15 protein-coding genes are annotated in these 12,814 nt (G+C 68.2%); 7 read left to right on the top strand and 8 right to left on the bottom strand.

Annotated elements, in window-relative coordinates:
- Positions 1-51: 51 nt before the first annotated feature.
- The 3 genes from U5918_RS09615 to serB form a co-directional block, all read right to left on the bottom strand.
- Entirely contained in the window at positions 52-720 is a 669-nt protein-coding gene (locus U5918_RS09615; RefSeq protein ID WP_336001133.1) for a helix-turn-helix domain-containing protein, read from the bottom strand.
- 136 nt (positions 721-856) lie between these two features.
- Positions 857-1,570, bottom strand: a complete 714-nt coding sequence (locus U5918_RS09610) for a sterol carrier protein (RefSeq protein WP_336001132.1) — start codon at positions 1,568-1,570, stop codon at positions 857-859.
- Positions 1,571-1,706: 136 nt separating this feature from the next.
- On the bottom strand, positions 1,707-2,342 hold the full coding sequence (gene serB / locus U5918_RS09605) for a phosphoserine phosphatase SerB (RefSeq protein WP_336001131.1): 636 nt from the start codon (positions 2,340-2,342) through the stop codon (positions 1,707-1,709).
- A 107-nt stretch (positions 2,343-2,449) separates the two neighbouring features.
- Between serB and U5918_RS09600 the strand changes: the two genes are divergently transcribed.
- Positions 2,450-2,890 carry a DUF7522 family protein gene (locus U5918_RS09600; protein WP_336001130.1) on the top strand — a complete coding sequence of 147 codons (441 nt, stop codon included), beginning with the start codon at positions 2,450-2,452 and terminating at the stop codon, positions 2,888-2,890.
- Between the two features lie 4 nt (positions 2,891-2,894).
- Here U5918_RS09600 and U5918_RS09595 read toward each other — a convergent pair whose 3' ends face one another.
- On the bottom strand, positions 2,895-3,593 hold the full coding sequence (locus tag U5918_RS09595) for a DUF7504 family protein (protein WP_336001129.1): 699 nt from the start codon (positions 3,591-3,593) through the stop codon (positions 2,895-2,897).
- 182 nt (positions 3,594-3,775) lie between these two features.
- On the opposite strand from U5918_RS09595, the gene serA reads away from it, so the two are divergent.
- Complete coding sequence (gene serA / locus U5918_RS09590) at positions 3,776-5,377, top strand: phosphoglycerate dehydrogenase (protein ID WP_336001128.1); 1,602 nt, start codon at positions 3,776-3,778, stop codon at positions 5,375-5,377.
- A 20-nt stretch (positions 5,378-5,397) separates the two neighbouring features.
- Here the strand turns inward: serA and U5918_RS09585 are convergent, their stop codons facing one another.
- Positions 5,398-5,772: a hypothetical protein gene (locus U5918_RS09585; RefSeq protein ID WP_336001127.1), complete on the bottom strand. Its 375-nt coding sequence runs from the start codon at positions 5,770-5,772 to the stop codon at positions 5,398-5,400.
- 316 nt (positions 5,773-6,088) lie between these two features.
- Here U5918_RS09585 and U5918_RS09580 point away from each other — a divergent pair, with 316 nt between their 5' ends.
- Positions 6,089-6,841 (top strand): universal stress protein, encoded by a 753-nt coding sequence (locus tag U5918_RS09580; protein WP_336001126.1) that lies wholly within the window; start codon positions 6,089-6,091, stop codon positions 6,839-6,841.
- A gap of 63 nt (positions 6,842-6,904) precedes the next feature.
- On the opposite strand, the gene thrC is transcribed toward U5918_RS09580, so the two are convergent.
- Complete coding sequence (gene thrC / locus U5918_RS09575; protein ID WP_336001125.1) at positions 6,905-8,227, bottom strand: threonine synthase; 1,323 nt, start codon at positions 8,225-8,227, stop codon at positions 6,905-6,907.
- 178 nt (positions 8,228-8,405) lie between these two features.
- Between thrC and U5918_RS09570 the strand changes: the two genes are divergently transcribed.
- The gene (locus U5918_RS09570; protein WP_336001124.1) at positions 8,406-9,443 is read left to right on the top strand and encodes a PAS domain-containing sensor histidine kinase; all 1,038 of its coding nucleotides are present in this window, start codon (positions 8,406-8,408) and stop codon (positions 9,441-9,443) included.
- Between the two features lie 24 nt (positions 9,444-9,467).
- Here U5918_RS09570 and sufU read toward each other — a convergent pair whose 3' ends face one another.
- Entirely contained in the window at positions 9,468-9,893 is a 426-nt protein-coding gene (gene sufU / locus U5918_RS09565; protein WP_336001123.1) for a Fe-S cluster assembly sulfur transfer protein SufU, read from the bottom strand.
- Positions 9,894-10,006: 113 nt separating this feature from the next.
- Between sufU and U5918_RS09560 the strand changes: the two genes are divergently transcribed.
- The 3 genes from U5918_RS09560 (at position 10,007) to U5918_RS09550 (ending at position 11,340) form a co-directional block, all read left to right on the top strand.
- Positions 10,007-10,210: a hypothetical protein gene (locus tag U5918_RS09560; protein ID WP_336001122.1), complete on the top strand. Its 204-nt coding sequence runs from the start codon at positions 10,007-10,009 to the stop codon at positions 10,208-10,210.
- 82 nt (positions 10,211-10,292) lie between these two features.
- Positions 10,293-10,991, top strand: a complete 699-nt coding sequence (locus U5918_RS09555; RefSeq protein WP_336001121.1) for an AzlC family ABC transporter permease — start codon at positions 10,293-10,295, stop codon at positions 10,989-10,991.
- On the top strand, positions 10,981-11,340 hold the full coding sequence (locus tag U5918_RS09550; protein ID WP_336001120.1) for an AzlD domain-containing protein: 360 nt from the start codon (positions 10,981-10,983) through the stop codon (positions 11,338-11,340). The genes U5918_RS09555 and U5918_RS09550 overlap by 11 nt, the downstream gene beginning before the upstream one ends.
- A 170-nt stretch (positions 11,341-11,510) precedes the next feature.
- Here U5918_RS09550 and U5918_RS09545 read toward each other — a convergent pair whose 3' ends face one another.
- On the bottom strand, positions 11,511-12,755 hold the full coding sequence (locus tag U5918_RS09545) for an aminotransferase class V-fold PLP-dependent enzyme (RefSeq protein WP_336001119.1): 1,245 nt from the start codon (positions 12,753-12,755) through the stop codon (positions 11,511-11,513).
- Positions 12,756-12,814: the final 59 nt, after the last annotated feature.

The following is a 12,814-nucleotide window of genomic DNA, read 5'->3' as shown; positions in this document are numbered from 1 at the left end:
CTGCCCTATACCGGGCGAGCGGGTAGTCGCTCGCGTTCACCCGTCCGTGTTTTAAATACTCTCGTCGCTCGCGAGCGTGTTGGAGATGAGCCCAGACTGGCCTCGTCGGAGGCGGGCCGAGAGGGCGGACGTCGAAACGTCGAGCCCCTGGGCGACGTCTTCGAGCGTCGTCTCGCGGGGAACCGCGAAGTAGCCGGCCTCGAGCGCGCGCAGAAGCGCCTCGCGCTGGGGCCCGGTGACCCCGTAGCGGCCCACGGGACCGCCGTCGCCGGCGGTCTCTCGCTCCTCGAACAGTCGGGTGACTTCGAACGGCATCGCCGCCTCCCGGCAGGCGGTTCGCATCGCGTCGAAGGCCTCGCGAGAGGGGTAGCGCGCCCAGAATCGGAGCCGTTCGGCCGTCATCGTCGCTTCGACGATGGTGATGTCGTGTGCCATCGTGACCTCGTGGAGGATCGGTCTGTCGAGCGCCGAGCCGAACGTGATCCGATAGAGGCGGCGGTCGCCGAGGTCGCTGAGACACCGGTACGCCGCGATCGTCGGGTCCGCTGCTATGGCCGTCTCGTACCGGTCGAAATCGTCGCCCTCGGCCCAGTAGAGCACTCGCCAGTCGCCGTCGGGCATCGGCCGCATGTCCTCCAGTCGGACTCGCATCTCGGGAACCGCCCGGAGCACCTCCATCCCCGGCTGGTTCCCGATTCTGACGTGTGCGATAAGGGCCACTGAGTGCCGTAGTTCACTCGACCGTGTGTACGTTGCGCTCTCGGGGGGTTGACGGCCAGAAATCGGCGAAAAAGCCGCAACCGTCGGGCAGTGAGTCGGCGTCTCTACCGCCCGTGAGTCGGGCGCGACTGCGTCACTAAAACACGCTGAACAGCCTGCTGGTGAGTGCGGCCTGCCGGTAGGCCAGTTTCTGGAACGCGGCGGGTTGCCGGACGGCCTCGTCCAGCACGAGGTCGGGCATCGACCGCCGCGACTGCTCGAAGAGGAAGGCCGTCTCCACGTCGGCCGCCACGTCGCCGAGCAACTGCAGCATCGTCAGCGTCTGTGGGCCCAGCGGCCCGTCGGTGTCCACGGACAGGTCACCGCCCAGCACCGCGGAGGTGGCCGGTCGCCCGTCGATGATCGCCTGCCAGACGTCCCACGACGCTTCCAGCACCGCGTTCACCTCGCGCTCGTCGGGCCCGTCGAGGATTTCGACGTTCGGACACTTGCCGTTCTCCAGCCCGATGTAACAGTAGATGTTCCCGTCGACGACGCAGTGTTCGAGCTGGTTCAGCAGGTCCTGGGACACCGGCGGGAAGTGCTCACGGACCCCGTCGTCAATCAGGTCGGGTGCCTCGTCGAGCGTCACGTCGTCGATGTCGTTCCGGACTTTCTCCGGGACGCCCTCGAACACCAGTGGCGGCAGGTCACCGATCCGCGTCTCCGAAAGCGGCAGATCCTCGACCACGATCAGCACGTCTCCGTTCGAACCCACACCCCAGCCGACACCGACGTCGTCGAACGCGGCGCTCTCGTTGATCTCGCGCCGGTATGCGTCGAGCCACTGTCGCGTGGGAAACAGACTCACACTCAAGACAGTTCGTGTATACGGCCCCTACATAAAAGACCTCCGCCTGATATGTCGTAAATTCAAGCCCCGGGCGGTGGGGAAGGATGGTCGCAAACGCAGTGCCGCGCTCCCACTCCGTCGACGGCTGCGAGCGCTAGAGAACCCCTTCGGCTTCCAGCAGCCCGTGGAGCTCGGCCATCGAGAGGACGATGGTGTCACAGGCCGGCTCGACGGCCGGTTTCGGGTCGAAGCCGACCGAGAGCCCCGCGACCTCGAGCATCGGCAGGTCGTTCGCGCCGTCCCCGATCGCGACGGTGTCGGCCATCTCGACGCCGACCGTCCCGGCCAGGTCCTCGAGCGCGTCGTCCTTGGTCCCCTCGATGAGCGGCCCTTCGACCTCGCCCGTGAGTTCACCCCCATCCATCGGGAGTCGGTTGGCGACGATGGAGTCGACCGTCACGTCGGCCTTCTCCAGCGCGCGCTCGACGCCGCGCTCGAACCCACCGGTGAGGATCGCCGTGTGGACGCCGGCCTCGTTGAGGGCCTCGATGACCAGCGCGGCGTCCTCCCGGAGGACGACCTGGTCGAAGGCGGCCTCGGCTTTCTCCTGAGAGAGGCCTTCGAGGAGCTCACACCGACCCCGCAGGCTCTCGGCGTAGCCGATCTCGTCGTTCATCGCCTGTGCCGTGATCGCTTCCATCTGGTCGGCCACCCCGCACTGCTCGCCCAGCAGCACGGTCATCTCGGAGTCCGAGAGCGTCCCGTCGAAGTCGAAGGCGACGAGTGTCATACCTCCCTGTTCGAGGGCGGGGGCTTCAAAAGGGGTGATTCCGGGCGGCGCCACCGTGGCTCCGAGTCGCCCCCTGGGCTTATGTCCGCCCGCGACCACGTGGTCCCATGACCGACGCGCCGCCCGACGACCTCGACGCTCCGTCGGACGAAATCGCGGAGATCGACGAGGCGGACCTCGACGACGTGGACGACGACGTTCGGGTCCTCATCGACGACCTGCGGGCGGAGTCCGACGCCTCGCTCCGCTCGGCCATACGGTACACCGCCGACGACTACGAGGTGCTCTTTCTCCGCGAGGACGTGGCAGCGGCCCTCTCGATCCCCGAACGCGAGGAGCGCGCCGAGGCCCTCGTGATGAAGGGCCTCGGCGACCCACCACAGGAGGGCGCCCTGTTCGACTTCGGCACGCTCGACGCCACGATGCGGTTCTACGACAACGTCCTCGTGGCCCACTTCCCCTACCGGGAGTGGTCGGGGCTCGTGTTCACCTTCGACCGGACCGAAGCGCCGCTGGTCGATCTGGTCCACGAACACGTCGACGAGTAACCGATCAGAACTCGGTCCACTGCCGGGGGCCGAACTCGCCGCCGCGAACCTTGAGCTCCGGTCCGTCCCCCTCGTCGCGCACTTCGACCAGCGCGTCGAACACCTGGGTCAACACGTCCAGTGACTCCGAATTTCTGGTCGTGGTATCGAGGGTGAACGCGCCCACGAATCCGGAGGAGTCGATGCGGCCGGTCAGGACGTGGACGAACTGGTAGACACGGCGGAGGTCCGCGTACATCAGCATCGTCGACAGTGAGTGCAGGCCGACGCGGGCCTCGCGGTCGGCGTGGTAGAACTCCCGCATGAACCCCGAGGCGGCGATCCCGACGCCGGTGAGGTCGCCCGCGCTGGAGACGTAGCGCACGGTATCGGTGTCCCGGTGCTGCCCGAACCCCCGGCTCCGGGAGACGCAGTCGACGGTCCGGACCGACCAGCCGTCGGCCCCGCTGCTCGCGGCTCCATCGTCACCGCTCGGTCTGTCCGTGGCCTCACTCGGGTCGGCCGCGTGACTATCCAGGAAGCTCCTCTGGAACTGCGCACCGTCACGTTTCGTCGAGATCAGGATGGCGGCCTTGTCCGGGCTCGAGCCCACGAGATCGAACAGGAGCCGTCGCTTGCCGGTCATGGCCGGCCCGGCGATCAGCACGCTCTCGCCGGTGGACAGCGCCGTCGGATCGAGGGGCGTCCCCGTCCCGTCGCTCACACGACGCAACAGGCAGGCCCCATATATCAAGGCTCTCCCCGCGACTCGATCCCCACACCGGCGCGAGCGGTCGGCCTCGGCGGCTGCGTGAGGCAGGATCACACGCGAGGCGGGCGCTCGCTCCCGATTCCCCGCGAGTCCATGAAGAAAGCGTTATGCCGGCAGCCCGGGATGGGTCGATCATGAAGGTACTCGTCACGGACCCGATCGCGGACGCGGGGCTTCAGCGACTCCGCGCGGCGGGCCACGACGTGGAGACCGCCTACGACGTGGAGGGGGAGGCACTGCTCGACGCCGTCGCCGACGCGAACGCCCTGATCGTTCGCTCGGGGACCGAAGTCACCGAGGCCGTCTTCGAGGCCGCGACCGACCTCGTCATCGTCGGTCGCGCCGGCATCGGCGTCGACAACATCGACATCGACGCCGCCACGGACCACGGCGTCATCGTGGCCAACGCGCCGGAGGGGAACGTCCGGGCGGCGGCCGAACACACCGTCGCGATGACGTTCGCCACCGCTCGCTCGATCCCGCAGGCTCACGCCCGCCTCCGTGGCGGCGAGTGGGCCAAAGGCGAGTTCCTCGGCACCGAACTCAACGGCAAGACCCTCGGTATCGTCGGCCTCGGCCGCGTCGGCCAGGAGGTCGCGAAGCGCCTGGGGAGCCTCGGGATGAACCTCGTCGCTTTCGACCCCTACATCTCCGAGGAGCGGGCCGACCAGCTCGGCGCCGACCTCGCCGCGGACCTCGATTCGTGTCTCGACCGCGCCGACCTCATCACGATCCACACGCCCCTGACGCCGGAGACGGAGAACATGATCGGCGAGGAACAGCTGGCCCAGCTCGAGGGCGGCTACGTCGTCAACTGCGCCCGCGGCGGGATCATCGACGAGCCCGCGCTGGCCGAGGCCGTCGAGGACGGCATCCTCGCCGGCGCGGCCATCGACGTCTTCGCCGAGGAGCCGATCGACCCGGACAACCCGCTGCTCGACGTCGAGGACGTCATCGTCACGCCCCACCTCGGCGCGAGCACGGAGGCCGCCCAGGAGAACGTCGCGACCGCGACGGCCGACCAGGTCATCGCCGCCTTCCGCGGCGAGCCGGTCATGAACGCGCTGAACGCCCCGTCGATGGACGAGTCGGCGTTCCCCCGCGTCCGGCCGTACATCGACCTGGCCGAGACCGCCGGGAAGATCGCCGTCCAGCTGTTCGACGACCGCGTCGAGGACGTCAAGATCTCCTACGAGGGTGACATCGCCGACGAGGAACTGGACCTGGTGACCGCCAGCGCGCTCAAGGGCTGTTTCGAGCCCCTCGAGTGGCAGGTCAACGCCGTCAACGCCCCGCGGATCGCCGAGGAGCGCGGCATCGACGTGACCGAGACCAAGAGCCGTTCCTCTGCGGACTTCCAGAGTCTCGTGACCGTCACCGTCAGCAACGGCGAGAACGAAGTCAGCGTCTGCGGCACCCAGTTCGCCGGCGGCGACCCGCGCATCGTCCGCATCGACGGCTACCGGGTCGACGCCATCCCGCACGGCCACATGCTCGTCGCGCGCAACGAGGACGTCCCCGGCGTCATCGGCTTCATCGGCTCGACGCTGGGCGACCACGACGTCAACATCGCCGCGATGTTCAACGCCCGCGAGACCATCGGCGGCGAGGCCCTCTCGGTCTACAACCTCGACGACCCGCCGAGCGACGAGGTGTTCGACGCGATCCTCGACGACGACCGGATCATCGACGTCAGCTACATCAGCCTCAACGGACAGGCCGAAGACGAAGAGTAGCGGGCCGAAAACGAACGTTTTCAGAACAGTTGCGACAGCCGGTCGCGGACCCGCTGGCCGAGTCCGCGCGACGGCTCCGCGTCGCTCTCGAACTCGATCTCGACGGCACCGTCGTCGAGGTGCGTGTGTGGCTCCTCGGCGGCGAGGAGTTCCTCGTAGCGATCGATCACCGCGTCCAGTTCCCGCTCTTTGCGGGCGATTCGCCGTTCGAGCAGTGCGACGCGGGCTCTGAGTATCTCGCGTTCGGTCGCCCGCAGGCGGGCGGTGTCGGCGCGCGGGAACCGGCCGGCGGCCGGGCGCGACACACCGAGTTGCGTCGGCGCGGCGGGTGAACCGTCCTCGGCCCGCTCGTCCGCCGCCCCCCCGGGGACGGCGCGTGTCGTGTCGGAAGTCATCTGACGGGTTCGAAGCTGTGTCACCGAGTCACAAAAGTATCAGTCAGACGCTCGGCACACGGTCGGCCGACGCCGCGCAGTCGGGTGGTTATTCGGGCGCGGAGCCGTGACGGTTCTCCGGACCGGTTGCCGAGCGTCGTCCCGACGACTGTCGGCCCAGCGGGAACTGGATCCTCTCCGGTGGCTGCCACAGATCGGTTGCCGACTGCAGGGGCGCGTATCGCTCGCTTACTGGACTCCGTCTCGTAACCAACTGTGCTGTGATCCAGAAATACCCTTATCAGTCGCCGAACTGAAGGTATAGCTCGGCTCACTGATGGCTGAGAGAGACGACCATCGAGTACTCGTCCCGGTCGACGTTCTCGAGGGGGAGGGAGTCCCGGAGACGATTATCCACGCGATCGCATCGCTTCCGGTCGTGATCCTCGGCTACCACGAGATCCCGGATCAGACGTCGCCGGAACAGGCGCGCACGAACTACGGGCCGCAGGTCCGCGCGGAACTGGACGAACTCCGGGGCGTGTTCGAGGCCGCTGGCTGTGACGTCACGACCCGAATGGTGTTCACGCACGACCGATTCGAGACGTTCGAGCGCGCCGCCGTCGCGCTCCACTGTGACGGGACCTTGCTACTGAACCCGGCGCCGGTTCTCGAATCGCTTCTCGTCGCGGTACGCGGGGACGTCAACCTCGACAACATCGCGCGACTCGTCGCAGCGTTCCTCGAAGGCACGACGATCGACGTGACACTGTTCCACGTCGTCACGGACGAGGAGAACCGCGAACGGGGGGTCGTCACGCTGGAGACCGCGGCGGCGACGCTCGTCGAACACGGCGTCGAACCCGACCGTATCGAGCGCGTCGTCGTCGAGGACCGGCCAACCGATGCCATCCTCACGGCGGCGGGCGACCACGACCTGCTCGTCATCGGGGAGAGTCGGCCGTCGATCCGTCGGTACATCTTCCGGGACCGGGCCGAGCGAATTGCCAAGCGAACGATCGACCCGGTGCTCGTGATCCGCAGGGCGTATCTGGAGGCACCTGCGACGGAGCGGGAGCGGGATCGGTGAACGGCCCCGAGCACCCCGGTCGCTACTCACTGCCGGCGCACGCGATCCCCACCTCAGGACCAGTTACCGGACCGCGCCCAGCACCTTCCGGAGCAGGCCGCGGCCGTCGGTGCTCACGGGCTTGCCCGCGAGGTGATCGAGCACTTTGTCCGTGTCGTTGGGGACGGGTTCGGGGTCCGCGCCGGCCTCGGCGGCGGCGTCGGGGTCCTTGAGGAGGTGGCCGGTCGTCAGGCAGACGACGTCCTCGCCGGCGTCGATCTCGCCGGCCTCGCGGAGCTTTCGGAGGCCAGCGACCGAGGCGGCCGAGGCGGGTTCGACGCCGACGCCCTCTTCGGCCAGGTCGCGCTGGGCCTCGGTGATCCGCTCGTCGGAGACGGCCACTGCGGTTCCGTTCGTGTTGCGGATCCCGGGCAGCGCCTTCGGGGCGTTGACGGGGTTCCCGATGCGGATCGCGGTCGCGCGGGTCTCGACGTCCTCCCAGCGCTCGGTGTCTTCCCAGCCCTTCTCGATGGCCTCGACCATGGGCGCGGCGCCCTCGGCCTGGACGCCCGTGAGTTTGGGGACGTCGCCCGGCGCGAGTTCGCCGCTCCGGACGAGTTCGCGGAAGGCCTTGTACAGCGCCGCGGTGTTGCCCGCGTTGCCGACCGGGAGGACGATCCGGTCGGGGAAGCGGCCCTCGTCCTCGTAGAACCGCTCGAGGATCTCGAAGCCGATCGTCTTCTGGCCCTCCAGGCGGAAGGGGTTCAGCGAGTTCAGGAGGTAGGCCTCCCCGCGGCTCGCCAGGTCCTGCACGATGTCGAGACAGGAGTCGAAGTTGCCGTCGACCTCGAGGATGCGGGCGCCGTGCAAACTGGCCTGCGCGACCTTCCCGGCGGCGACCTTGCCGGCGGGGAGGAGGACGAGGGTTTCGAGGTTGGCCCGGGCGCCGTAGGCGGCCAGCGCCGCGCTCGTGTTGCCCGTCGAGGCGCAGGCGAGCCGGTCGACGCCGACCTCCTCGGCGACGCGGACGCCCACCGTCATCCCGCGGTCCTTGAACGAGCCGGTGGGGTTCATCCCCTCGTGTTTGATCCGGAGGTTGCGGACACCGATGTCGTCTTCCAGGTCGGGGACGTAGTGCAGCGGCGTGTCGCCCTCGGGGAGCGTCACGCCCTCCTCGAACGGCAGCGCGGAACTGTAGCGCCAGACGCCACGGCCCTCGAAGTCGTCGAAGGTCGGCGCGTCGGCGTAGCGGGCCTCCAGCAACCCGTCGCAGTCGTCGCAGGTGTAGCGGACGTCGTCGAAGGGCGCGAACGTCTCGCCGCATTCGATACAGGTCAGCCAGACGCCGTCGTCGGCCGCCTCGGGGACCGTCTGCGGACCGCCGAGTTCGAGGTCGAGAGTCGCCATTACCGGCCACGACGGCTCGCCGGCGCAAAAGTGGGGCGGTTTCGACTCCCCGGACGGCTCGCGCGGCCCGCCCGCCGATCGTGATCCTGAAGTAACAGGAATCGCCCGATTGGGGGGTTCACGAGGCCCGAAATCCGCGGTGGTTTCAAATAATAGTACTCGAAAACAACCTGTGACGATGTCACAGGGGGCCGACGACGCGGGGGAGTGGCAGTGCTTGCTGGAGGACCTGCCAGTGATGTACGTCCACACGCGGAAGGAGGACGGGCAGGCGGTCCTCGACACCTGTAACGAGCGGTTCGTCGAGACGCTGGGCTACGACCGGGAGGCGTTGCTCGGGCGCCCGCTGGCCGACGTCTACACACCCGAGTCGGCGGCGGCGATGGACGGCTGCGACAGCCTGGCCGCCCCCGACGACGAGACCGTCACCCGCCGGCGCAAACTCGTCTGTGCCGACGGCACGGTCGTCCACACCCTCGTCCGCGCGGTCCCGCGTACGGACGCCGACGACGCCATCGTTGGCGCCCGCATCCTGTTCGTCGACATCACGATGCGCGAGCAGCGCCGCCGGCAGGCGACCGTCCTCAATCGCCTGCTCCGGCACAACCTCCGCAACGACATGACGGTCGTGCTCAGCCACGCCCGCCTGCTCGCCGACGCGATGGACGAGAGCGAGCGCGACTCGGCCCAGAAGGTCCGCGAGATCGCCGAGCGCTGGGATCGCCTCGTCGAGAAGGTCCAGCGCATCCGCCAGGTCCTCTCCCCCGAGCAGGGGTGGCGACCCGCCGACCTGGCCACCGTCCTCGAACGCGTCGAGGCCGACCTCAACCAGCGCTACCCCGCCGCCCGCGTCCACGTCCTGCGCCCCTCCGAAGGGGTCGCCACGATCCGCCCCGAAGTCGAACTCGCGCTGACGGAACTCTGCAGCAACGCCATCCGCCACGCCGAGGCCGAGGACCCCGAGGTGGTCGTCACCGTCGGCGTCCCTCCGGACGAACCCTGGGTCAAACTCACCGTCACCGACGACGGCCCCCCGATCCCCGAGAGCGAACTGCTGGCGCTACGCGACGACGAGACTACCCCACTCGTCCACGGCACCGGCCTCGGCCTCTGGATGGTCCGCCTGGCCGTCGAGCGCGTCGGCGGCCACGTCGCCGTCACCGAGAACGACGAGAACGGCACCGCCGTCACCATCCGCTATCCCTGTCGGGACTGATCCGGAAAACCCGCACTCGCCCGGCTACTCGTCGTCTTCGGTCGTCGTCTTGTCGACGTCCAGTTCGCCGAAGTAGATGTCGGCGCCGTCCTGGGCCACCTTCTCGGCCAGCACGGCACATTTGATGCGCATCGGGGAGATGTCGACGCCGAGCATGTCGACGACGTCGTCGCGGTCCATCTCGTGGAGTTCCTCGATCGTCGTCCCCTGGAGCTTCTCGGAGAGCATCGACGCCGAGGCCTGGGAGATGGCGCAGCCGTCGCCCTGGAAGGCGACGTACTCGATCTCCTCTTCGTCGTCGTCGAGGCGCACCTGCATCTCGATGGTGTCGCCGCACATCGGGTTCTCGCCGACGTGCGTGAACGTGGGATCCTCCATTTCACCGTAGTTGCGCGGGCTCTTGTAGTGATCGAGGATCTGCTGCCGGTACATATCGGAGCCGCCGACCATTGTTGGCCCGAAGTAGGCGCGTCCGGCGGATAAGCGTTCCGCGTCACCTGTTTCGGCCGCGGATGCCCGCGTTTCGGGTGAATCGTTATGTCCGCGCAGTTCCAAGAACGAGTATGGCACTCCGCCTCCTGCTGGCCGCGTTCGGCCTCCTCGAACTGCTCGCACCCCGCAAATTCGTCGACGCGATGATGGACCTCGCGGTCACCCCGGACAGCGACGTCGAACTCCGGTCCTGGGTCTACACCGTCGCGCGGATCGAGGGTCTGTTGATCCTCCTGTGGGCGCTCTCCTCGCGGGGAGACGGGGCCACCGAGTGACGCGCCGGCGACCCGAGCGTCCGTCGAGCGCGCCCATCGAGCAGATAGCCACTCGTAAACCAGAGGCTCCCGATCCGTGGCTATGAACCGCGCAGACTTCCGCCGCGGCGTCCGGGACGCGACGCCCATCCTGCTGGGCATCCTCCCGTTCGCCATCGTCGCGGGCATCGCCGCGGCGAACGCCGGCCTCGACCTCTCGCAGGCGGTCGGGATGTCGGTCATCGTCTTCGCCGGCGCGTCACAGCTCGCCGCGCTGGACCTGCTCGGCCGCGACGCACCGCTCTCGGTGGTCGTGGTCACCGCCGTCGTCATCAACCTCCGAATGTTGATGTACTCGGCCTCGATCGCCCCGTACTTCCGCTCCTTTGCCGGCCGCGTGAAGGCCGGTCTGGCGTACTTCCTGACCGATCAGGCCTACGCCGTGACGATCGCCGGCTACCGCGCGGAAGGTTCGGTCGACCGCGCGACGTACTACTTCGCCGTCGGCGGCACCATCTGGCTCGTCTGGCAGATCGCGACCGTCGCCGGCGTTCTGCTCGGTACCGGCGTCCCGGCGGCCTGGGGCCTCGAGTTCACCGTCCCGCTCGTCTTTCTCGCGCTGCTCGTCCCGACGATGGAGGACGGGCCGACTACCCTCGCCGGGATCACCGGCGGCGCCGTCGCCGTCCTCGGCGCCGGCCTCCCGCTCAACCTCGGGTTGCTCGTGGGCGCGAGCCTCGGCGTCGCGGCCGGAGTGGTCTCCGAGCGATACCTCGACGTGGAGGCGAGCCGTGGCCACTAGCTACGGCGATCCCGCGATCTGGATCGTCATCGTCGTCATCGGCCTCGCGACCTACGGGATCCGGCTCTCCTTCATCGCCCTCTTCGGCTACCTCGACGAGATTCCGCCGTGGGTGGCCCGCCTGCTCCGCTACGTCCCCGCCGCCGTCCTCGCGGGGCTGGTGCTCCCGGCGTTCGTCACGATCCAGCCCGGCGCCGGCGACCTCGCCGTGGACAAACTCCTCGCGGGCGCTCTCGCGGCCGGCGTCGCCTGGCGTACCGAGAACGTACTCGCGACGATGGCCGTCGGGATGGGCGCGCTCTGGATTCTGCGATTCCTGGTGCTGCCCCACCTTTTTCTCCTCGGGTGACTCGCTCCGCTCGTCACCTCTCGTCGAAAAACGTGGGCGAAAAAGGCCGGACGCGAGCCGTCGGCTCGCGTCCGGTGTCCTCGTGAGTGACCGCAGGGAACGAAGGAGGGCTCGTCAGAGCCTTGCTCTGACGGCGAACCGCGCTCACTGCGTTCGCGCGGATGCTTGGCTCAGGCGAACAGGTCCTGGGCCGCCTCGAGCGCCTCGATCATCACGTCGACCTCTTCCTCGGTGTTGTAAATGTAGAACGACCCTCTGGCGGAAGCGGGGACGCCGAGCTTGTCGTGCAGGGGCTGGGTGCAGTGGTCGCCGGCCCGGACCGCGACGCCGTACTCGTTGAGGATCTCGGAGATGTCGTGGGCGTGGACGTTCTCGAGGTTGAACGAGACCAGCGCACCGCGGTCGTCGCCCGGCGGGCCGAGGATCTGGACGCCCTCGAACTCCTGGAGCCGTTCGTGGGCGTACTCGGCCAGCTGTTCGCCGTGGCGCTCGACGTTCTCCATCCCGATGTCGTCGAGGTAGTCGCAGGCTTCCGCGAGCGCGATCCCCTGGGCGATGACGGGCGTGCCGGCCTCGAACTTCCAGGGGAGTTCGTGCCAGGTCGAGTCCTCGAAGGTGACCTTCTCGATCATCATGCCGCCGTAGTGGTACGGCTGCATCGCCTCGAGCAGGCGCTCTTTCCCGTAGAGGACGCCGATCCCCGTGGGACCGCACATCTTGTGGCCCGAGAAGGCGAAGAAGTCGGCGTCGATCTCTTCCACGTCGACGGGCATGTGCGGGACTGACTGCGCGCCGTCGACGAAGATGAGGGCGTCCTCTTCGTGGGCGATATCGGCCAGTTCCGAGACGGGGTTCACGGTACCGAGGGTGTTGGAGACGTGGACGACGCTGACCATCGCGGTGTCGGGGCCGATGAGTTCGCGAGCGTGGTCCATGTCGAGGTAGCCGTCCTCGTCGACGCGGATGTACCGGACCGTCGCGCCGGTCTTCTTCGCGATCTGTTGCCAGGTCACGAGGGCGGCGTGGTGTTCCATCTCCGTGAGGACGACCTCGTCGCCAGGCCCCAGTTCCGCGAGGCCCCAGGCGTAGGCGACGGTGTTCATCGCCTCGGTGGCGTTTTTCGTGAAGACGATCTCCTCGCGGCCGCCGGAGGCGCCGATGAACTCGGCGACGCGGTCGTGGGCGTCCTCGTAGGCGATCGAGGCCTCCTGTGAGAGCGTGTGGAGGCCGCGGTGGACGTTCGCGTTGTACCGGTGGTAGTAGTCGACGATGGCGTCGACGACCGGTTCGGGCGTCTGGCTCGTCGCCGCGTTGTCGAGATAGACGAGCGGCGTCCCGTCGAACTCCCGCTCCAGGATGGGGAAGTCCGACCGGACGCGTTCGACGGCGAGCGGCGCTGACTCAGGGGTTCCCATTGTCGGTACGGAAGGGTTCCGGACCCAACACTCCTTCGGTCCAGTCGCCGAGAACTAGC

This window comes from Halorientalis sp. LT38 (assembly GCF_037031225.1).
Lineage (GTDB): Archaea > Halobacteriota > Halobacteria > Halobacteriales > Haloarculaceae > Halorientalis > Halorientalis halophila.
The sequence above is the reverse complement of the archived record's forward strand: the minus strand, read 5'-3'. Positions and strand labels throughout refer to the sequence as shown.